Source organism: Flavobacterium sp. PL002 (genome assembly GCF_054165825.1).
In genome coordinates this window covers 407,236-429,337 of the sequence record NZ_CM135110.1, presented here as the reverse complement: position 1 = coordinate 429,337, position 22,102 = coordinate 407,236, and the positions used below count along the sequence as shown (strand labels likewise).

The window sequence follows — 22,102 nt, the reverse complement described above, 5'->3', positions numbered from 1 at the left end:
GACAGTTTCTTTATTGTATACTCAGTAAATTATGATTTTTTTTTAATTTCTTTAAGAAATAATTATAATACACTAAGTGATAGTAGTGTCAGTAAGGGAATAGAGCCGCTCCAATCTTTACGCAAATTAAGTAATGCACGATGTAATAAATTATTAGCTGATTGGTAATTCACCTCAAGCATGTCAGCAATTTGCTCTACGTTTAAACCTTGATTGTATCTAAGGTATAAAGCCTCTTTTTGCCTTGAAGGCAAGAGGTTAATAAGTTTATTTAACTGGAATACTTTAGTAGCAGTTATTTCATCAGATATTAATTGATGTTCAATCGAAAATTCAAATAAAAAATTAGTTACATCAGTTGATGTAACTTTGTTAAAAACCCTATCTCGCTCTTGAAGTCTAGAAAATCTTTTACGAACACTTGATAATAGGTACGCTTTAACGTTAGTAGTGTCACTTAATGATTCTTTGTATATCCAAATGTCAGTAAATACATCTTGCACACAATCTTGGATTTTCTCGGAATAATTTGAAAAGGAATTTCCATAACGAACTAAATGCTCATAATATCTCTCAAATAGTATTGAAAAAGCTTTTTCATCTCCCGCTTTCAATCGGCTCCATAATTGGGAATCTTCAGATGTAGTTGCAATATTTTTGTGGTTTATTTTCAATGTAATAAAAGTGGCTATATTAATTTTGTGTTAATTGTTTTGTAATTTTACGTATTAAATTAGGAAAAAACAAATAACCTTATTAAAACTATTTTAAATTCAATGAATCCTCATTTGAACTGTGTATTAAATAATTAAATCATTTTTTATAGCCGTAAAATTGCAGTATTCCTATTTTGATTAGTTGCTTTTTTATTTTGATTTTAAGAAAGAAACATAATGTTAATAAGGGTTTTGGTTTATACCAAAGTTAAAATGCGGCAATTATATTGGGAGTTTTTAATGAATAAAGAATCCGCTTAATAGCTTATGGCTATTTGAAACCGCTAATTAATTATATCATGAATTATTTAAACAGAATAGTTTTTAAAAGGTATTCTTACGTTTTTATTGTTTACAATAAGATAATGATTTTTTAATAGTAAGTTTTTTGATAGATTTTCTTTTTTTTGGATACGTCTATAAAAAGGCTAATAAACATTTGCTGTTATAAAAAATAAGGCTGACTTTTATAAGGATAAAATTAATCACTACAATGGAAAAAAAATCAACCAATACGAATTCAGTAAAGCATGTACTTTTTGGTAGTTTAATAGGAACAACGATAGAGTTTTTTGATTTTTATATTTATGCTAACGCAGCAGTTTTAGTATTTCCTCAATTATTTTTTCCTTCAGCTGATAGTACTAATTCCGTATTGTTATCATTGGCCACTTTTTCAATCGCTTTTTTATCGCGTCCCTTGGGTTCGGCGGTATTTGGCATTATGGTGATAAAGTAGGACGTAAAACAACACTAGTAATTGCTTTACTGACCATGGGTATTTCAACGGTTAGTATTGGTTTTTTACCTAGTTATACAAGCATAGGAATAGCAGCGCCTTTATTGTTAATGCTTTGTCGTTTTGGTCAAGGTGTGGGTTTAGGCGGAGAATGGGGCGGAGCGGTATTGCTCGCTATTGAGAATGCACCTCCAAATAAACGTGCTTGGTATGGTATGTTTCCTCAACTTGGCGCACCTATAGGTTTGCTACTTTCAGGTGGAACTTTCTTAATTTTAACTGATACAATGTCTCCTCAAGATTTTCTTGACTACGGCTGGAGAATTCCTTTTATATCGAGTTCGCTTTTAGTAGTTCTAGGGTTTTACATTCGATTAAAAATTACGGAGACTCCTGCTTTTGAAAATGTAAAAAAAGAAAAAGAAGAAGTGAAAATTCCTTTTTTTACGTTAGTGAAGTTTTACAAGAACCAATTGATTTTTGGCACATTTGCAGCCATAACAACTTTCTTAGTTTTTTATTTAATGACTGTTTTTCCTTTGAGCTGGGCAACATCTGATTTGGGTTATTCAAAAAGAGATTTTCTGTTAATGCAATTATTTTCGGTATTGTTTTTTGCGCTTTTTATTCCAGTATCTGCTTTAGTTGCAGATCGTATTGGACGTAGAAAAATGCTTGTTTGTACAACAATAGCTATTGCTCTTTTTGGTTTTGTGTTTTCTTTTTTTCTAAACTCTGGAAGTCCTTTTCTTGTGACTTTGTTTTTATGTGTTGGGATGATATTAATGGGTTTTACTTATGGACCTTTAGGAACTTTTTTATCAGAATTATTTCCTACAAATGTTCGTTACTCAGGAACCTCATTAGCGTTTAATATGGCAGGGATCATTGGAGCCGCATTTGCGCCTATGATTGCTATTTGGTTAGCAACACATTATGGTTTAACTTATGTTGGTTTTTATTTAACTGCTGCCGCTTGTATCTCTTTATTTTCGCTTTTAATGATCAGTAAAGAGGAGCACAAATTTTAGTAGGTTGAGATACTTGCATATATTTATATTGTTGGTATAAAATAGCTTATTTTTGCAGAAAATTTATTCCCTTTGAAAACGAAACTTTTTCTAATTACGCCTCCTTTTACACAATTAAATACGCCGTATCCTGCAACTGCTTACATTAAAGGGTTCTTGAATACAATTGATGTCGAATCAGTACATGCGGATTTAGGAATTGAAGTGATTTTGGAATTATTTTCTAAAAAAGGTTTGAAAGAGATGTTTGACATTGCAAATGAAGCTACTACAATCTCTGATAATTCAAAACGTATTTTTGCTTTACAAGACGAATACATTAAAACAATTGACGGAGTAATAGCCTTTTTGCAAGGAAAGAACCCAACATTAGCGTTGCAAATTTGTCAGGAAGATTATTTACCTGAAGCCTCTCGTTTTGCACAGCTCGAAGAATTAGATTGGGCTTTTGGGACTATGGGAACGCAAGATAAGGGAAAGCATCTCGCTACATTATATCTTGAGGATATTTCTGATTTTATTGTGGAATGTGTTGATGCAAATTTTGGTTTCAGCCGTTATGCTGAACGTTTAGGGAGGTCAGCGAATTCTTTTGACGAATTATATACTGTCTTACAGCAAGAACCTACCTATATAGACGCAGTTTTGCTTTCGATACTAAAAGAAAAAATTGAAACAGTACAGCCTACTATTTTCTTGATTTCTGTACCCTTTCCAGGGAATTTATACAGTGCGTTTCGATCCGCTCAATGGGTAAAAAGGAACTATCCAGATATTAAAATCTCGATGGGAGGTGGGTTTCCAAATACTGAGCTACGCTCTTTATCTGATGCTCGTGTTTTTGAATTTTTTGATTTTATCACTTTAGATGATGGTGAAGTGCCAGTAGAAGAATTGATAAATAATGTAGAAAATCCTGATCATAATTCTTTTAAAAGAACATTTATTCTAGAAGATGGAAAAGTTGTTTACAAAAATAATTCATTAAAACCAGATTATAAACAAGCGCAAGTAGGAACCCCTGATTATTCTGATTTGCATTTGGATAAATATATTTCGGTAATCGAAATCGTAAATCCTATGCATAGAATGTGGAGCGATGGACGCTGGAATAAATTGACCATGGCACATGGTTGTTATTGGGGTAAGTGTACCTTTTGTGATATTTCATTAGATTATATAAAAATCTACGAACCCGTATCGGCAAGTTTGCTGTGTGATCGTATGGAGGAAATGATGGAACAAACAGGTGAGAATGGTTTTCATTATGTTGATGAAGCTGCGCCTCCAGCCTTAATGCGTGCCTTAGCGATAGAAATTCTACGCAGAAAATTATCGGTTACATGGTGGACAAACATTCGATTTGAAAAAAGCTTTACCGCTGATTTGTGTTTGCTATTGAAAGCTTCTGGTTGCATTGCTGTTTCTGGTGGTCTTGAAGTGGCTTCTGATCGGTTGTTGAAATTGATAGATAAAGGAGTTACTGTAGAGCAGGTGGCTAAAGTGAATAGTAATTTTACTGAAGCCGGAATTATGGTGCATGCCTATTTAATGTACGGTTATCCTACACAAACCATTCAGGAAACGGTAGATAGTCTAGAAATGGTGCGTCAGCTGTTTGAAGCAGGTGTTTTGCAGTCAGGATTTTGGCATCAGTTTGCGATGACGGCGCACAGTCCTGTGGGAATGTTTCCAGAAAAATTTGGAGTAGTAAAAGAAACGGAAGCTATAGGAACGTTTGCTAATAATGATATTAATTATACCGACTCAACGGGAATAGATCATGATAAATTTAGTTTTGGACTTAAGAAATCATTATTCAATTTCATGCACGGAATTTGTTTTGATTATGAGTTGCAAGATTGGTTTGATTTTAAAATCCCAAAGACTAAAATTCCTGATGACTTTATTTTTAATGCCTTGCAAGACGATGGTTTTTTAAGTGTGAAACCTAACGCTAAAATTGTTTGGTTAGGAGGGAAGCCTTTTGCGGAAGCGTTTACCAAATCTAAAAAAGGAAACTCGTGGGAAATGGTAGCACTTACGTTTCATGATAAAAAAGAAAGTTTTAGCATTCAATTAAATAAAGAATTAGGGGACTGGTTACTTGTTGCTTTAGAAAAAATGAAGGTAACAAATTCTAAGGTGCACAGCTTTCAAGAAATAAAGGCAGATTTTGAAACGAATCTAGAGGATTTTGAGCTTTTTTGGTTCTCAAAACCCATTAATACATTACGAGAATTTGGATTGTTAGTTTTGTAATTCTTCAGTGTATTTAAAACCTATTCCGTGTAAGTTTTCAATTAAAATGTTTTTTTCGTTAGCCAATATTTTTCGCAAGCGGGAAATAAAAACATCTAAACTACGTCCCATAAAATAGTCGTCATCACCCCAAAGTGTGGTTAATATTTGCTCTCTTTTTAAAACTGTATTTTTGTTTTCTAAAAATAATTTCAATAGTTCAGCTTCGCGTTGTGTGAGACTGATTTTTTCATTTTCATTAGTTAAAAAGAAATTATTTGTATCAAAATGATATTTACCAACGCGGAAAAAAGCACCATTATTAACAGTGCTTTTTTGAGAACGTTTTATAAAAATTTCAATTTTCAACAGTAACTCTTCAATACTAAATGGTTTGACTAGATAATCATCGGCGCCTAGTCGCAAACCTTTAATGCGGTCTTCCTTTAATGTTTTTGCCGAAAGGAAAATGATGGGGATATTAGTATCGGTTTTTCTAATTTGAGTAGCTAATTCAAAACCATCCATTTTAGGCATCATAATATCAAAAACACAAATAGAAAAAGTGTCTTTTTCATAGCTTTCTAATGCGGCTTTGCCGTTGGTAAAATGAGTTACTTCATAACCGTTTTGTTCTAAATTATCTTTAGTTAAAAAGGCGAGTGTTTCATCATCTTCAGTATATAAAATTTTAAAAACGCGCATTATTTTGTAGGTATTAAAAGAGTTATCGTGATGCCTTTTTTAGGATTGTTATTTATGGTTATTTTCCAATGGTGTAATGTGCATATTTTTTTAACATAATACAAACCTATTCCAAATCCATTGATTTCATTGCTTTTTTGATTAGTAACTCTATAGAATTTATCAAAAATAAAGGGGCTGTGTTTGTCATTTATTCCAATACCATTATCAATAAATTGCAATGAGATATATTCTTTTTCAGTTGTTACTTTGATTTTAATTACGGGATTTTCATCGCAGTATTTTATAGCGTTATCGATAAGATTATAAACCAAATTTGTGAAATGAAAAGGATCAACTGTGATAAAGTAATTAGCAGTGTCATTTTCAATAGTTATAATGGCTTTTTCATTTTTTAGATTAAAACTCTCAATAGTATCTTTTAAAATAGGAATAAGTGATAACTCTTCCTTGTTTAGTGCTAAAGGAGAATGGTCATATTTAGCGATATTTAAGATCTTTTCTATATGTTGATTGAGTTTGTTTCCTTGCGTGATAATGCTTTGGGTGTACTTTTGTAGTCGTTCATCATCTTTTATAGGATTTTGTTTAATCAAGTAATTTGAAGCAATTAAAATGGAGGATAAAGGGGTTTTGAATTCATGCGTCATGTTATTGATGAAGTCACGCTGTAGTTCAGAGTATTTTTTTTGTTGCAAAATAGTAAAAATAGAGTAAACGTAAATCACTAAAATCAGAATTAAAACAAACGATAATATGAACCAAAAACGCAATGAACTAAACAAATAATTATTTTCATTAGGAAACCGAATAGCAAAATAATAAACCAGATTTTTATGTTTTGGAAAATTTACCGTAATGGCTTTTTTATTGTCGTTGTCTAATGAAACATAGTTGCCATAAACCATTTCTTGGCTTAGGCAGTTGTAAACAGCGTATTCAAAATCAGTATTGAGGTTGATTTTCTTGAATTCTGTTTTTAGATAAAATTCTAAAATTGTGGGTTCAAAATCGTTGTCGATGTTTACAATATAATAATCATTAGCTATTTTTTTTACTGGATTTTCAAATGGGAGTTCACGAGTAGTATTTTGATATAGTTTTTTAGCCACTTCAAGTAAAGCGATGTGCGTTTTTTGACTGAATTTAGTTTCTTCAATGGTAAAAGCTTCTTTAGTCCATAGTAATTGAGCGATTAAGATGCCTATAATAGCAATTAATCCTATTAGAATGATACTGTTGAGTTTGTTGATCTTCAATTATGATACTTTTAAAATGTAATATTACTAAAAAATACATTTAAATTGAGCTATTAACAACTCGTTAACAATCATTTGAAATCACTTAACAAGAAGGTGCTTAATTAGGGATTACTTTTGTTGTACAGCAAAATTAAATAGTTTTAACCAAATAAAATTTATTATGAAAATCTTCAAAATTACCATGTTAGCAGTCTCGTTAGGATTGATGTCTTTTGCAATAATTAAGCCCATTAATACTATTGTTGAAAAGGAGAAATCAGCAGTAATTGTAGCTTCAGTATTATGGAAAGCAGAAACAATTGATGTAGGAGAAATTCCGCAAGGAACTCCTAAAAAAATGGTCTATGAGTTTACTAATACGAGTAAAGCGGTTATTATTATCACCAATGTGCAAGGCTCGTGTGGATGTACTGCTACTGATTATACTAAAACACCAATTGCAGCAGGGGCAAAAGGAACAGTTACAGCAACTTATAATGCAGCAAGTGCAGGTTCGTTTTCTAAAACGGTTACTGTGAATTTAAATGATGGATTAGCACCTAGTGTTTTAACCCTAAAAGGAGTTGTAAAAGCGGTTGAAGCTAAAATTTAATCAAAAAAACGCTCACTTCATTGTAATAGATATCTTAAGAAAAACTCCAAATTTGATTTGGAGTTTTTTTATGTGCCACTATTTTTGTTTATTATTATGGAGTTTAACAGATAAATTTTTAGATTCATTTATAAAACTTCTTTTTTATTTTACGAAAACGTTTTCTTTTACTTATTTTTACGACTATAAAAATTACATTAATGAGTGATAGCTATAAAGTAAAAGTAAATGATTCTTTTGAATTCGATATTGAAAAAGAACATGCAGTTCAACTTGATGCCGTAACTATTGAGACAAATAAGTTTCATGTTTTGCACCAAGAAACCCCTTATTTAGCTGAAATTGTCTCAGCAAATTTCAATCAAAAAAAATATACAGTTAAAGTCAATAATAATAGTTACACAGTGGCTATTGCTGATAATTTAGACTTGCTTATAAAAGAGATGGGATTTGAAGTTGGCTTAGCTAAACAAATCAATGCCATCAAAGCACCTATGCCAGGATTGATTCTAGAAATAAGTGTAGTTGTAGGTCAAACCGTAAAGGAAAATGAGCCGCTTTTAATTCTAGAAGCTATGAAAATGGAAAACAGTTTTCAATCACCTAGAGACGGAGTAATTAAATCCATTGCAGTAAGTAAGGGAGATGCTGTAGATAAGGGACAACTGTTAATTGAGTTTGAATAAAGTACTCCTTAATTCACCTAAAATTAGAACATAATTATTTTATTCGATACTGAATAAGGTAATTAGTGATACTGTGAATCTAAAAGTTGAAGTCTAAAAAGTACAATTTTAAAAAACGAAAACATTTTAATAAGCATTAGAATAATTACTGCTTTCGTGGCCAAAAATATATAAAAATGAAAAAAATATTAGTTGCTAATAGAGGAGAGATTGCTATCAGGGTAATGAAAACTGCCCAAAAAATGGGAATCAAAACAGTTGCAGTATATTCTACTGCAGATAGAAATGCGCCTCACGTAAAATTTGCCGATGAAGCAGTCTGGATAGGAGAATCACCTTCTAGTCAGTCTTATTTACTGGGAGATAAAATTATTGAAGTTGCTAAAAACCTTGGTGTAGATGCTATTCATCCTGGTTATGGGTTTTTAAGTGAAAATGCCGATTTTGCTGAAAAAGCAGAAAAAAACAACATCATTTTTATTGGCCCAAAGTCAAAAGCGATTCATATCATGGGAAACAAGCTGGCCGCAAAGGAAGCGGTTAAGGTTTATAATATTCCAATGGTTCCTGGTCTTGATGAAGCGATTACGGATATTGATAAAGCAAAAATTGTGGCAAGTGAGATAGGTTTTCCTATTTTAATAAAAGCCTCAGCTGGTGGCGGTGGAAAAGGAATGCGAATTGTTGAAAACGCAGAGGAATTTGAATCTCAAATGAAACGTGCTATTAGTGAAGCAATAAATGCTTTTGGTGATGGTGCAGTTTTTATAGAGAAATATGTAGCGTCTCCGCGTCATATCGAAATCCAAATCATGGCAGATAGTCATGGTACTATTTTATATTTATTTGAAAGAGAATGCAGTATTCAACGTAGACACCAGAAGGTGGTTGAAGAAGCTCCTTCATCAGTATTAACAGCCGAATTACGAAAAAAAATGGGTGAAGCTGCAGTTTTAGTAGCTAAAGCATGTGATTATTTAGGAGCGGGTACGGTAGAGTTTTTATTGGATGAAAACCATAATTTTTATTTTCTAGAAATGAATACCCGTCTGCAAGTAGAGCATCCGGTAACTGAGTTAATTACGGGTTTGGACTTGGTTGAAATGCAAATTAAGGTAGCTCGAGGTGAGGCATTAACGCTAAGACAAGAGGATTTAAAGATAAAAGGTCATGCAATGGAGTTGCGTGTTTATGCTGAGGATCCTATGAATGATTTCTTACCAAGTGTAGGACATCTTGACGTGTATAAGTTGCCTTCGGGTAAAGGAATACGTGTTGATAATGGCTTTGAACAAGGAATGGATATCCCTATATATTACGATCCCATGTTAGCAAAGCTTATTACTTATGGCGAAACTCGTGAGGAGGCTATTCAAATAATGATTAAAGCTATTGCTGATTATCAAGTAGAAGGTGTGCAAACAACACTGCCATTTGGTGCCTTTGTGATGGAGCATGAGGCATTTCGCTCTGGAAATTTTGATACGCATTTTGTTAAAAAGTACTATAGCGCCAATTTATTAAAAGCTGAAATTATAAAAGAGGCTGAGATTGCAGCTCGAATTGCTTTGAAACAATATTTTGAGGATCAAAAAATAGTGCGATTACCCAATTAATTTTTTCTCATTTAGAGATTTAAAAATTAACAGTTTGTGAATTAGCGGTTAAAAATAAAAGTATGAAAGACAAAATAGAAATATTAAACGATAAAATTGCCAAAGCTCATTTGGGCGGAGGGAAAAACAGAATAGAGAAGCAACATCAAAAAAAGAAATTAACAGCAAGAGAACGTGTTATTTATTTGATGGATGAAGGTTCTTTTGAAGAAATTGGGATGCTGGTTACACACCGGACAACTGATTTTGGAATGGAAAAAGAAATGTACTACGGTGATGGTGTAATTACAGGTTATGGAACCATTAATGGAAGATTAGTCTATGTTTTTGCTCAAGATTTTACCGTTTTTGGGGGTGCGCTATCTGAAACTCATGCAGAGAAGATTTGTAAAGTGATGGATATGGCTGTTAAAATGGGTGCTCCTATGATTGGTTTGAATGACTCAGGAGGGGCGCGTATTCAAGAAGGTGTTCGTTCATTGGGTGGTTATGCTGATATTTTTTATCGAAATGTACAAGCAAGTGGTGTTATTCCGCAAATATCTGCAATTATGGGCCCTTGTGCCGGTGGTGCGGTTTATTCACCTGCAATGACTGATTTTACTATGATGGTAGAAGATACAAGTTATATGTTTGTTACTGGTCCTAGTGTCGTTAAAACGGTAACAAACGAAACTGTTACCTCAGAAGAGTTAGGCGGAGCGAGTACACATTCCACTAAGTCTGGTGTGGCACATTGTACAGCAGCAAATGATATTGAATGTTTAGAGGATGTGAAACGTTTATTGAGTTATTTACCTCAAAGTAATAAAGAGAAAACTCAAAAACTACCTTATGAGTTAAATGATGAATTGCGTGAGCAACTAGCGGCTATTATTCCTGATAATCCAAATAAGCCTTATGATATGCATGGTGTTATTGCTGGAATTATTGATGAAGACTCTTTTTTTGAAGTGCATAAAAATTATGCAGAGAATATTATTGTTGGTTTTGCTAGACTTGGAGGTAGAAGTATTGGTATTGTTGCTAATCAACCTATGTATTTAGCAGGCTGTCTAGATGTAAATAGCTCCGTAAAAGCAGCGCGTTTTACCCGTTTTTGTGATGCATTTAATATTCCGTTACTAGTTTTAGTAGATGTACCAGGATTTTTACCTGGAACTGATCAAGAATGGCAGGGAATTATTGTTCATGGGGCAAAATTATTATACGCTTTAAGCGAAGCGACTGTGCCTAGAATTACGGTGATTACGCGTAAGGCGTATGGAGGTGCTTATGATGTAATGAATTCAAAACACATTGGTGCTGATATGAATTTTGCTTGGCCAACTGCAGAGATTGCTGTAATGGGAGCAAAGGGAGCCTCAGAAATTATATTCAAAAAAGAAATTAATGAAGCGGCAGATCCAGCAGCTAAACTTTTAGAAAAAGAAGCAGAATATGCGAAATTATTTGCGAATCCATACACTGCGGCACAACGTGGTTTTGTTGATGAGGTTATTTTGCCGCAAGATACCAGGCGTAAATTGATTAAAGGCTTCAGTATGTTAGAAAATAAAGAATGTGTCACTCCAGATAGAAAACACGGAAACATTCCTTTATAAGGCTTCAAAGCGCCAACTACGTATAAGCTTGGTGCTTTTTTAGAATAATTACTTAAACATTTGTAGAATTTGTTCTGCAAATGTTTTTTTTTTTGGACTTGATTCAAATAGTGTATTTGCTTTTTGATATAAATTAAAACAAAAAAACCGATACAAAATGTATCGGTTTTTTTAAGTGAAGGCAGAAGGATTCGAACCTTCGACCGCCTGCTTAGAAGGCAGGTGCTCTATCCAGCTGAGCTATGCCTCCATTGTAGTTTTCTTGACTTTTATTCTAAAAAAATAGCCTCCTTAAAAAAGAGGCTATTGATTTGTGTGATATTGTCGTTTATTACAATTTAGCAACAAATTTAGTCAACTTAGATTTTAAGTTAGAAGCTTTATTATCATGGATAATGTTCTTCTTAGCTAACTTGTCAATCATAGAGATTACATTTGACAATTTAGATGTAGCATCAGTTTTGTCAGTAGCTATTCTTAATGCTTTGATCGCATTACGAGTAGTTTTATGTTGGTATCTATTTAATACTCTTCTCTTTTCGTTACTTCTGATTCTTTTTAGAGCTGACTTGTGATTTGCCATTTTATTATATTTTTATCTTTTACTATTCTTTTAACTTGTAGTCCGTAAGGGAATCGAACCCCTGTTACCAAGACGAAATCTTGGCGTCCTAACCCCTAGACGAACGGACCATTATCCCTCTAGTTAATTTAACCTTTTAAAGATTAATTGTAGCCCGTAGCGGAATCGAACCGCTCTTACATGGATGAAAACCATGCGTCCTAACCGATAGACGAACGGGCCATTATCACTTTTAAAGTTAGTGAAAACTGTATTAGCATCAGAATAGTAGCCCGTAGCGGAATCGAACCGCTCTTACATGGATGAAAACCATGCGTCCTAACCGATAGACGAACGGGCCTGCTTCTGTATTGCGGATGCAAAGATACAACTATTTTTGAGTCGCACAATAGCTAAGACAAAAAAAACTAAAATATTTAGTAAGCTTTCGCAAAAAGCACTCTTTTATTTGAGGGATTCCCAGTAAACACACAGGCTCCGGCTTCTTCAACGCTATCTAAAGGGATGCATCTAATTGTAGCTTTAGTCAACTCTTGAATTCGTTCTTCTGTAGCTGCTGTTCCGTCCCAATGTGCTGATACAAAACCTCGTTTGTTGTTTAAAATGGTTTTAAACTCTTCAAAATCGTTTACTTCAGTAATATGTGTATTTCTATAGTCAAGCGCTTTTTCGAACAAATCTTTCTGAATTTGTTCTAGTAAATCGCTAATAAAAGTTGCAATTCCGTCTTTAGAAACTAATTCTTTAGTCAAAGTGTCTCTTCTTGCGATCTCAAAAGTTCCGTTTTCTAGGTCTTTTGGTCCAATAGCAATTCTAACAGGAACTCCTTTTAATTCCCATTCAGCGAATTTAAAGCCTGGTTTTTGTGTTGTTCTGTCGTCATATTTAACAGAAACGCCTAGCTTTTTTAATTGGGCTACTAAAATAGTTACTTCGGCAGTGATTTCAGCTAACTGTTCATCTGTTTTATGTATAGGTACGATTACTACTTGTATTGGTGCTAAATTTGGTGGTAACACTAATCCTTTGTCATCAGAGTGGGTCATTACTAACGCTCCCATTAATCGTGTTGAAACTCCCCATGAAGTTCCCCAAACATGTTCTTGTTTACCTTCGGCATTTGCAAATTTAACATCAAATGCTTTTGCAAAATTCTGACCTAAGAAATGGGATGTACCTGCTTGAAGTGCTTTGCCATCTTGCATTAGTGCTTCAATGCAATAAGTTTCTTCGGCTCCTGCAAAACGTTCTGTTTCTGTTTTTATTCCTTTTACAACTGGAATTGCCATGAAATCTTGAGCAAAATCAGCGTAAACATTCATCATTCTTTCTGACTCTTCTATTGCCTCATTTCTAGTAGCGTGTGCTGTATGTCCTTCTTGCCATAAAAACTCAGCTGTTCTTAAAAACAAACGAGTTCTCATTTCCCAACGCACAACGTTTGCCCATTGGTTAATTAGTAAAGGCAAATCACGGTAGGACTGTACCCATCCTTTATACGTTGACCAAATAATTGCTTCACTAGTTGGGCGAACAATTAGCTCTTCTTCTAGTTTAGCATTTGGGTCCACCATTAACTTTCCAGGTTTGTCTGGATCATTTTTTAATCGGTAATGTGTCACAATAGCACATTCTTTTGCGAAGCCTTCTGCATTTTTTTCTTCGGCTTCAAACATACTTTTGGGTACAAAAAGCGGAAAATAAGCGTTTTGATGTCCTGTTTCTTTAAACATTCGGTCTAATTCTGCTTGCATTTTTTCCCAAATGGCATATCCGTAAGGTTTGATAACCATACATCCTCTAACTCCTGAATTTTCGGCTAAATCGGCTTTGACAACCAGTTCATTATACCATTTTGAATAATCTTCTGATCTTGTTGTAAGGTTCTTGCTCATATTGAATAGTTTGGCATAAATTTTGCATTATTTTATTTAACTAAATAGTTCAGCAAAACTAACTATTTTTGTAATGTGCAACAATAAAAAAACCTAGAGATATGAAAACTAATATTTTTTCATCCAAAAACAGTGCTATTTATGCTACTATTGGATTTATAAGCGTTTTAATGAGTTCTTGTGGGTCGTATCAAAATAGTTCTTACTATGATAATGATGGGATTTATGGGGCTACGGCTATAAATACAACAGAAAAGCAATATCAAAATGCTCCTGATGATACAAATTATCCAAATAATCAGAACAATCAAAATAATCAAAGTAACTCTTACGGTGATTATTTTAGTTCTTTGCAAGATGGTAATCAGTCTACTGAAATTTTTACAAACATAGATGATTATAATAATTACACTGAAGAAGCTAATAATGATGTAAGGGATGAGAATTATGCTGATTGGGGAAGTAATTCATCAGGAACTGTAATCCAAATTAATTCCAATCCATATAACTCAGGACTTTCTTTAGGTTTTGGTTTCGGATATCCTAATTATGGATATGGTAATTACGGATATGGTTATGGTAATTATGGTTATAATAACTATGGGTATAACAATTTTGGCTACAATAACTTTGGTTGGAATTATCCTTATTACGGTTATGGGTATTCTAATTATGGATGGAATAGTCCTTACTATGCAAATTACTACAATCCATATTACCGTAATTACGGCTACAATTATAATCGTCCTTATTACAGTAATAGAAATTATTCATATAATTCAAGTAGAAGAGGGTCTTCAAGTAATAACAACGTAAATTCAATCAGGGATTACAACGGTGTTACTAGAAACAGTACGGGTAGAAGTTCTAATAATGTAGATTTTAGACGAACTTCTAGAAGTTCTAATGGGAATACAAATACACAGTATACTAGAAGAAGTAGTCAAAATAATTCTTATAGCCAGCCAGTTAGAACTAATAGTAATTCAAACAACACTAGAAGAAGTAGTTCTCAAAATAATTCTTATAGCCAACCTGTTAGAACAAATAGTAGTAATAATACACGTAGAGAATCAACTCCTAGTAGTAATAGTTCCTCAGGGTCTCAAAGCTATGGTAGATCAAGTTCTTCTAGTTCTTCGGGCTCTAGTAGATCAAGTTCTGGTGGAAGTTCTAGACGAGGAGGGAATTAATCATCATATCATAATTACATAATAACTTATATTCTAAAGGAAATGAAAAAATATATTTTTATACTCATCACGGGGCTCTCTTTTTGTACCGCACAGTCGCAAGAAATAAGAGATGCGCTACGCTACTCACAAGATAATTTAAATGGAACGGCTCGTTATAGAGCTATGAGTGGGGCTTTTGGTGCGCTTGGAGGAGATTTGTCTTCTTTAAATGTGAATCCTGCAGGATCTGCTGTTTTTGTTAACAATCAAGTGGGTGTGACATTGAGTAGTATGAATACTAAAAATGATTCTGATTATTTTGGTACTAGGTCAAATGATAAAAACAACACTTTTGACATAAATCAAGCTGGTGGTGTGTTTGTTTTTAATAACCAAAGAACGAAAAGTAATTGGAAAAAATTTACTGTTGGAGTTAACTTTGAAAATACAAATAATTTCAATAATTCAGTTTTTTCAGAAGGTACTAATCCAGTAAATTCAGTAGATGATTATTTTTTATATTATGCTAATGGAACTGAACTAGGTGTTTTAGAAAATAGTAATTATCGAAATTTAAATAATGGCGATCAACAAGCTTTTTTAGGTTACAATGCATTTGTGATTAACCCTAATACAACTAATGCTAATAATGTAATTTATAATTCTAATGTTCCTGGTGGAGGTAATTATTACCAGCAAAATGCAGTAACAGCTGAGGGTTATAATGGAAAGTTGTCTTTTAATGCAGCAACTTCTTATAAAGACAAGTTGTATATAGGTATCAATCTAAATTCACATTTTACGGATTATAGAAAATCGACTGCTTTTTATGAAAGTAACACTGCTCCTTTAACTACAGATTATACAATTAGTAATATTCGTTTTGATAATGAATTGTATACTTATGGATCTGGATTTTCATTTCAAGTAGGAGCGATTGCTAAGGTGACTAATGAGCTACGTGCTGGATTAGCTTATGAGTCTTCTACATGGTACCGATTAAATGATGAATTTTCTCAAAAAATAGCTTCTACAACAAGTAGTTCTGGTGGAGTTGATAAAGACAACTATTTTAATCCTCAGGTTACTAATTTTTATGAAGCATATAAATTGCAAACCCCTAGTAAAGTTACAGGGAGTTTAGCTTATATTTTTGGAAAAACAGGCTTGATCAGTATAGATTATGCTATAAAAGATTATAGTAACACTAAATTCAAGCCTGAAAACGATGCTTATTATACTCGTATAAATAATGCTATGAATGATGTACTTGATAATACAGGTGAATTAAGAATTGGAGCAGAGTATAAAATTAAGCAATTGAGTTTGAGAGCAGGGTACCGCTATGAGCAGAGTCCGTATAAAAACAAAACTACTATTGGTGATTTAACGGGTTATTCAGGAGGTTTAGGATATAACTTTGGTGCTACTAAAGTTGATTTGTCTTATGCTTACGCAAAAAGAGATTCGCAACAAGGGTTTTTTGCACAAGGTTTTACTGATGGAGCAAAAATCAATTCTATAAATAATAATGTGTCATTGTCAGTTTTATTTGAATTGTAATTGATATAAAATTTTTATGAAAACCGTCTTGTGTTATTTGTACAAGACGGTTTTTTTTAGCCCTGATGGCAGCGGCATCCTTTTTCTAGCTTTTTTGCTAGGAAAAGATACAGCGTACAGCAGGAATAGCTTCATAAAAACAGGAATCTTTTACATTACCCGAAATAAAAATTGTAATTTTGCACTCCAATTTACAAATCTATGAGAACCAAGTCTTTAAAAAAGAACAAAATCAACGTGATCACTCTTGGGTGTTCAAAAAATATATATGACAGTGAAGTCTTAATGGGACAACTCCGTGCAAACGGAAAAGAAGTTGAACATGAGGCTCCTGCTGACAAAGAAGGGAATATAATTGTTATTAATACCTGCGGATTTATTGATAATGCTAAAGCGGAGTCAGTAAATATGATTCTGGAATATGCAGATAAAAAAGAAAAAGGATTAGTAGACAAAGTTTTTGTTACAGGATGTTTATCGGAACGTTACAGACCTGATTTAGAAAAAGAGATTCCAAATGTGGATCAATTTTTTGGAACAACTGAGTTGCCTCAATTATTGAAAGCTTTAGGAGCTGATTATAAGCACGAGTTATTAGGAGAGCGTCTAACAACAACTCCAAAAAACTATGCCTACTTAAAAATTGCTGAAGGTTGTGATAGACCATGTAGTTTTTGTGCGATTCCTTTAATGAGAGGAAAGCATGTTTCGCAACCTATTGAAAAATTAGTTAAAGAGGCAGAAGGATTAGCTAGAGATGGTGTGAAAGAATTGATTTTAATCGCACAAGATTTAACTTACTACGGACTTGATATTTACAAAAAACGTAATCTTGCTGAGCTTTTAGAAGCTTTAGCTAAAGTAGAAGGAATTGAGTGGATTCGTTTGCATTATGCATTTCCTACTGGTTTCCCTATGGATGTGTTGGATTTAATGAAGCGCGAGCCTAAGATTTGTAATTACATTGATATTCCTTTACAACACATTTCAGATTCAGTTTTAAAATCAATGCGTCGTGGAACTACTCAAGAAAAAACTACGAAATTATTAAGAGACTTTCGTGAAAAAGTACCAGGAATGGCGATTCGTACTACACTAATTGTAGGGTACCCTGGAGAAACTCAAGAAGATTTTAATATTTTGAAGGATTGGGTACAAGAAATGAAATTTGATAGAATGGGATGTTTTGCTTATTCTCATGAAGAAAACACACATGCTTACTTGCTTGAAGATGATGTTCCAGATGATGTTAAACAAGCACGTGCTAATGAAATAATGGAATTGCAATCTCAAATTTCTTGGGACTTGAACCAGGAAAAAATTGGTCAAGTTTTTAAATGTATTATTGATCGTAAAGAAGGTGGTCACTTTGTAGGTAGAACTGAATTTGATAGTCCTGATGTAGATAATGAGGTTTTAATTGATGCGTCAAAACATTATTTAAAAACGGCTGATTTTGCAATGATCAGAATTACCGAAGCAACAGAATTTGATTTATATGGTGAACCAGTTTAAACAATAATTCTTATTTTTATAGCTCAAATTAAAATACTGTATATGAAAACATTTCAAGCAATAATAGTTGTATTCTTTTTACTGACACTAACAAGCGTTTCTGCACAATATGGAAACAATGGTTATGGAAATGGTTACGGTAATAGCGGCTACGGAAGAAATGGAGGAATGAATCAAATGAGTCAAAATAGAGAGCCCGAAAAGCCTAAAGAAATTCCTATTGAGGTTACTGTAGGTAAAATCATGGAAAAAATTAAGCCAGCTCTTGATCTTGATGCGTTGCAAGAAATTGCTATTGCAAATGTTTTGACAGAAAGTATTCGATCGCAAGGTATTTTATTGAAAGATGAAAGCAATCAAGAACAAAAAATAAAAGAATTTGAGGCGCTTTCAGAAACTACAGATAGAAAAATCAAAGAGTTTTTAAATGAAGATCAAAAAGAGAAATATAAAGCTCTAAATGAAGAGAACGCAAGTTCTAAAAAGAAAAGAAGAAACAGGTAGTCTTTTTAGCATCTTAATATATTATGTCAAAATATTTTTACTATTTAGCCTTGGCTATTGCAGTTGCATCATGTTCTCCTAATCCTTATAAAGTTAGCGAGAAAGAATACAATGAGAAATTAAAAACTTTTAAAGAGGTTATTTCTAAGAAAGAACCTGAACCTTTACCGGTGGTAATAAAAAGTACTATAAGTATTGATAGTTCTTATGCAAAACAGCTGTACACTTTTAAAGATAGCGTTTATAATAGAGGGGCTTCGTATCCAGAGAATAGTAATATGAAATGGATAGGAACTGTTAATTTTAATTTGCGTAAGCCTAACTTTATAATTATTCATCATACTGCTCAAGATTCTATACAACAAACGATAAGAACATTTACTTTAGCAAGAACACAGGTAAGTGCTCATTATGTTATAGGTGATAATGGTGAAGTGGTTCAAATGCTTAATGATTACTTGCGTGCTTGGCATGCTGGTTCTGGTAGCTGGGGAAAAAATACTGATATCAACTCTGCTTCTATAGGAATTGAGTTGGATAATAATGGTAAAGAACCTTTTTCTGAAGCTCAAATTACAAGCTTGATGGCTTTGTTGAGTAAGTTGAAAAAGGATTACAAAATTCCTGCTGAGAATATTATAGGACATTCTGATATTGCGCCAAGTAGAAAGCAAGATCCAAGTGTCTTTTTTCCATGGAAAACTTTAGCCGATAATGGATTTGGCTTGTGGTATGATGAGGTTTTAGAAGAAGCTCCTATGTATTTTAGTTCTGAATTAGGATTGCGTGTAATAGGTTATGATACTAAAAATCTACAAGCAGCAATTACGGCATTTAAATTACATTATATGCAAAAAGAAGTTAATGCTGTATTGGATCAAAATACAATCAATACTATTTATGCAGTTTATAAAAAGCAGTAAATAGATTAAAATAAATAGTAAGAAGAGAGTTTTCTAGATTTTAGGAAACTCTTTTTTTGTTTTTAATTCATCGATTAGCTCTATTTGATATTAAAAAAAACTGCCAAAGTACTAAGAGTACCTTGACAGTTAAAAAAAAATATAGGGGTAATCATAAGTTATATGTAAATAGTAATTTACATTATGTTTTTTTTTTTGAATGTTTAAAAACCGTAAACTACCGCTACTGCAAATTGAGTTGCTGATTTTGTTCCGGCCATATTTGAATCTACAAATACTTCATCTGAAGCGTTGTCTAGTCTTATTTCAGGAATAAAAGTTAATCCACCTGATTTTAAATTAGCAGATAATGTAAAAGCAGTGAATGAAGTGTCACCAGATCCTTTTTTATAATCGAAATATTCACCACGTAATCCCAAGCCAAAATTTTCATTTACAGCAAATGATGGGTATAAAGCAACACCTGTATATCCTACATCGCCTTCATTTGAGTAATCGGCTGCATTTAATCCTAAGTTGAATTTTTCTGAAACTTTAAAAGAAGCTGTTAAGTCAATGATTGTTCCACTTACGGAACCATCCATAAAGTTAACGTAAGCGCTAATATTTTCGCTTGGAGTTAAAGATAGTTGTGCACCAACAGCGTTTAGTCCTTTAAATGCGTCTGCAGTGTAAGAATTCCAAGCGTCATTAAACGCGCCAACCATAATTCCTACTTTGTCGGAAATTGCATAAGTTGCTTTTACACCAGCATTTTGAAAAGGACCGTTTGTAAATAAGTAAGAAGTAGAATAGTGGAAGTTGCTTAATGGTGATATTACCTCGTATCCTATAAATGTCCCCATGAATCCAGCAGTAAAGCTTAGTTTATCTGATGCTGCATAGGTTGCGTATAAATTTTGAATGTGAAATGAATTAGCTCCTAATTCATCGTAAGTTCCGTCCGAATTTAAAATGGATTGAAATTGTCCTCTTGGTCCAAAGGATACTTCACCTACAAAAGAGGTTTTTCCTGTAGTTTTCTTTAAAGCGATATCAATCATTCCTAAAGAAACTGAATTTTGATCTGATGCAAAACTAGTAGGTATGTTTGCAGTTTTAGAAAAATCATATTTATAATATAGGTCTCCTGAGCCCGAAATTTCTAATGGAGTGTCTTGAGCAAATGATGTGTTAGCAGCAAATGCTAATATTAGTATTGTTAGTAGCTTTTTCATGTAATAGTTGTTTTTGTTAATTCTTTTGGTTGTTAGTTAATGTGTTTTAAGTCTAAAATATAAAATGAGAGCTCTTCATTTTGAAAGTATTTTGAACAGTAAAACAAGGCGAATTTATTAACATTTAGTAAGTAAACAGAATTTAGAGCTAACAAATGACGCTTATTTGGAAAGAATTATTGATAAGAAAAAATCAATTTAAAAAAACAAGCATAATTCATTTTTGAATATGAAAAAATAAATAATTCACAATAGTTATTTTATTTGAATTGCATTTTTAATAGGGTATTTTGGTTTATTTTTATGTTTATTCATTTCAACACCCCTATTTTATAAGGGTGTTTTGTTTTGATTTATGGAATATTTTTATTTATGCTTGTTTTTTAGATTTTGTGTTATATTTAAAATAGGTCATCTTTGTGTTGGTGTGTATTTGTTTTGATGTATTTGTATTTTATGATTTGTGTTCCTCTTTTTCGTAATATATTAGGAATGAAGGATAGGTCGTTTGTAATGAAATTTTATTTAATGTTATTTGACTGTTGTAGGAGTTAAAATCAATGTTGCTATTAATTATTATTAGATATAATTGTATATAGGTATGTAATAATATTATGTATATCTTGAATTAAGAGTTTTTTTTGCTGCCGATGCTTTGGGGTTGTTAAGTTAAGTTTTATAGAATATTTAGACATTGTTAAATAAAGAGGTAGATGTGGTTTTTTTTTTTTTTTTTTAGCTGAATGAATTTTCGTGTATGAGTGATTGTGTTTTATCTTAAGATATTTAGCTCGTGTATAACTGTGCTATATGAATTTTTCTTAAGCTAGATTTTTTTGAGCTGAGTAACCTTGGTGTGTGTAATTTACAGGAGCTATTTCCTGCTATCTGCTACAATCTAGTTCGCCGAACACCTGCTCCCTAGGATTTCCGCTACTATCAGGGCTAGGAAGGAGTGGTGTGTTTGAATCTAGATTTTGCTACCTATATATTAAGGAGTAATTAGTTTGTTCAAATTACATTTAGTAATAAAGCATAATAACTGAGCTAAGTTAAGAGGATTAATAGCTTCTGCAAAGTCGCTCTTAACTGTAAAGTAGTTTAATGAAAGTATTTTTAAGCGAGTTGCAACTTAGGGAAAACCATAAATAGGTTGTAAATCTAATAAAAACCCAATCTGCAACAGTAATAATTCCTACTTTTACACAAAACCGCACCAATGACTCTTTTTCAAAGATAAGATTTCCAGTAATTTAAAATTAAAGTTATAAAAACATTAAAAAAAGGCAATCAAAAGTATTGTTTAACGGTATAAAGGAGTTACTTTTGCACCCGCAACAGCGAATAAGTTCTTTACATTATGGCAAGCAAAACGAAATAAGTTGAGAATTTATTTTCAAATTATTTTAAAAAAAGCTTGTGAGAAATAAAAGAGTTTATTACTTTTGCACCCGCTTCGGGAAACATGTGTAACATGAAAACGAGGTTAAAAAAAAGATAAGAACACGTTCCTAGACATATTGAATTGACAGCCG

Annotated in this window: 18 protein-coding genes and 4 tRNA genes; 12 read left to right on the top strand and 10 right to left on the bottom strand. The window is 32.8% G+C overall.

Annotated elements, in window-relative coordinates:
- Window positions 1-62 precede the first annotated feature (62 nt).
- Entirely contained in the window at window positions 63-674 is a 612-nt protein-coding gene (locus tag ACVEGE_RS01795; RefSeq protein WP_217424430.1) for an RNA polymerase sigma factor, read from the bottom strand.
- 535 nt (window positions 675-1,209) lie between these two features.
- Here ACVEGE_RS01795 and ACVEGE_RS01790 point away from each other — a divergent pair.
- The 3 genes from ACVEGE_RS01790 to ACVEGE_RS01780 all read left to right on the top strand — a co-directional run bounded on the left by ACVEGE_RS01790 (window position 1,210) and on the right by ACVEGE_RS01780 (window position 4,748).
- Window positions 1,210-1,455 (top strand): hypothetical protein, encoded by a 246-nt coding sequence (locus ACVEGE_RS01790; RefSeq protein WP_225738068.1) that lies wholly within the window; start codon window positions 1,210-1,212, stop codon window positions 1,453-1,455.
- A complete protein-coding gene (locus ACVEGE_RS01785; RefSeq protein ID WP_370566950.1) occupies window positions 1,371-2,486 on the top strand; it encodes an MFS transporter in 1,116 nt (371 codons plus the stop codon). Before ACVEGE_RS01790 ends, ACVEGE_RS01785 begins: the two co-directional genes overlap by 85 nt.
- A 72-nt stretch (window positions 2,487-2,558) precedes the next feature.
- On the top strand, window positions 2,559-4,748 hold the full coding sequence (locus tag ACVEGE_RS01780) for a B12-binding domain-containing radical SAM protein (protein WP_192500111.1): 2,190 nt from the start codon (window positions 2,559-2,561) through the stop codon (window positions 4,746-4,748).
- Here the strand turns inward: ACVEGE_RS01780 and ACVEGE_RS01775 are convergent.
- On the bottom strand, window positions 4,737-5,432 hold the full coding sequence (locus ACVEGE_RS01775) for a response regulator transcription factor (RefSeq protein WP_173854067.1): 696 nt from the start codon (window positions 5,430-5,432) through the stop codon (window positions 4,737-4,739). The genes ACVEGE_RS01780 and ACVEGE_RS01775 overlap by 12 nt on opposite strands.
- The gene (locus ACVEGE_RS01770; RefSeq protein WP_192500110.1) at window positions 5,432-6,691 is read right to left on the bottom strand and encodes a sensor histidine kinase; all 1,260 of its coding nucleotides are present in this window, start codon (window positions 6,689-6,691) and stop codon (window positions 5,432-5,434) included. The genes ACVEGE_RS01775 and ACVEGE_RS01770 overlap by 1 nt, the downstream gene beginning before the upstream one ends.
- Before the next feature lie 163 nt (window positions 6,692-6,854).
- Between ACVEGE_RS01770 and ACVEGE_RS01765 the strand changes: the two genes are divergently transcribed.
- The 4 genes from ACVEGE_RS01765 to ACVEGE_RS01750 all read left to right on the top strand — a co-directional run bounded on the left by ACVEGE_RS01765 (window position 6,855) and on the right by ACVEGE_RS01750 (window position 11,192).
- Window positions 6,855-7,286: a DUF1573 domain-containing protein gene (locus ACVEGE_RS01765; protein WP_192500109.1), complete on the top strand. Its 432-nt coding sequence runs from the start codon at window positions 6,855-6,857 to the stop codon at window positions 7,284-7,286.
- A 200-nt stretch (window positions 7,287-7,486) separates the two neighbouring features.
- On the top strand, window positions 7,487-7,972 hold the full coding sequence (locus tag ACVEGE_RS01760) for an acyl-CoA carboxylase biotin carboxyl carrier protein subunit (protein ID WP_173856371.1): 486 nt from the start codon (window positions 7,487-7,489) through the stop codon (window positions 7,970-7,972).
- A 176-nt stretch (window positions 7,973-8,148) separates the two neighbouring features.
- A complete protein-coding gene (accC, locus tag ACVEGE_RS01755; RefSeq protein ID WP_192500108.1) occupies window positions 8,149-9,588 on the top strand; it encodes an acetyl-CoA carboxylase biotin carboxylase subunit in 1,440 nt (479 codons plus the stop codon).
- Between the two features lie 62 nt (window positions 9,589-9,650).
- Window positions 9,651-11,192, top strand: a complete 1,542-nt coding sequence (locus ACVEGE_RS01750) for an acyl-CoA carboxylase subunit beta (RefSeq protein ID WP_173854062.1) — start codon at window positions 9,651-9,653, stop codon at window positions 11,190-11,192.
- Between the two features lie 176 nt (window positions 11,193-11,368).
- Here the strand turns inward: ACVEGE_RS01750 and ACVEGE_RS01745 are convergent.
- The 6 genes from ACVEGE_RS01745 to proS form a co-directional block, all read right to left on the bottom strand.
- Window positions 11,369-11,442: transfer RNA gene (locus ACVEGE_RS01745), tRNA-Arg, on the bottom strand.
- Window positions 11,443-11,523: 81 nt separating this feature from the next.
- Window positions 11,524-11,775, bottom strand: a complete 252-nt coding sequence (rpsT, locus tag ACVEGE_RS01740; RefSeq protein ID WP_173837097.1) for a 30S ribosomal protein S20 — start codon at window positions 11,773-11,775, stop codon at window positions 11,524-11,526.
- 38 nt (window positions 11,776-11,813) lie between these two features.
- Window positions 11,814-11,885 (bottom strand) — tRNA-Glu (locus tag ACVEGE_RS01735).
- 40 nt (window positions 11,886-11,925) lie between these two features.
- A tRNA-Glu gene (locus ACVEGE_RS01730) sits at window positions 11,926-11,997 on the bottom strand.
- A 46-nt stretch (window positions 11,998-12,043) separates the two neighbouring features.
- Window positions 12,044-12,115 (bottom strand) — tRNA-Glu (locus ACVEGE_RS01725).
- Between the two features lie 76 nt (window positions 12,116-12,191).
- A complete protein-coding gene (gene proS, locus ACVEGE_RS01720; protein WP_192500107.1) occupies window positions 12,192-13,670 on the bottom strand; it encodes a proline--tRNA ligase in 1,479 nt (492 codons plus the stop codon).
- A gap of 101 nt (window positions 13,671-13,771) precedes the next feature.
- Between proS and ACVEGE_RS01715 the strand changes: the two genes are divergently transcribed.
- The 5 genes from ACVEGE_RS01715 (at window position 13,772) to ACVEGE_RS01695 (ending at window position 19,350) form a co-directional block, all read left to right on the top strand.
- On the top strand, window positions 13,772-14,863 hold the full coding sequence (locus ACVEGE_RS01715) for a hypothetical protein (protein WP_192500106.1): 1,092 nt from the start codon (window positions 13,772-13,774) through the stop codon (window positions 14,861-14,863).
- Window positions 14,864-14,905: 42 nt separating this feature from the next.
- Window positions 14,906-16,408 carry an OmpP1/FadL family transporter gene (locus ACVEGE_RS01710; RefSeq protein ID WP_192500105.1) on the top strand — a complete coding sequence of 501 codons (1,503 nt, stop codon included), beginning with the start codon at window positions 14,906-14,908 and terminating at the stop codon, window positions 16,406-16,408.
- Between the two features lie 201 nt (window positions 16,409-16,609).
- The gene (rimO, locus tag ACVEGE_RS01705) at window positions 16,610-17,923 is read left to right on the top strand and encodes a 30S ribosomal protein S12 methylthiotransferase RimO (RefSeq protein WP_173854058.1); all 1,314 of its coding nucleotides are present in this window, start codon (window positions 16,610-16,612) and stop codon (window positions 17,921-17,923) included.
- Between the two features lie 42 nt (window positions 17,924-17,965).
- On the top strand, window positions 17,966-18,427 hold the full coding sequence (locus ACVEGE_RS01700; protein ID WP_173856377.1) for a hypothetical protein: 462 nt from the start codon (window positions 17,966-17,968) through the stop codon (window positions 18,425-18,427).
- 23 nt (window positions 18,428-18,450) lie between these two features.
- Window positions 18,451-19,350 (top strand): N-acetylmuramoyl-L-alanine amidase, encoded by a 900-nt coding sequence (locus ACVEGE_RS01695; RefSeq protein WP_173854056.1) that lies wholly within the window; start codon window positions 18,451-18,453, stop codon window positions 19,348-19,350.
- Window positions 19,351-19,553: 203 nt separating this feature from the next.
- Here the strand turns inward: ACVEGE_RS01695 and ACVEGE_RS01690 are convergent, their stop codons facing one another.
- Window positions 19,554-20,567, bottom strand: coding sequence for a porin (locus ACVEGE_RS01690; protein WP_173854055.1), 1,014 nt, complete (start codon window positions 20,565-20,567; stop codon window positions 19,554-19,556).
- Window positions 20,568-22,102: the final 1,535 nt, after the last annotated feature.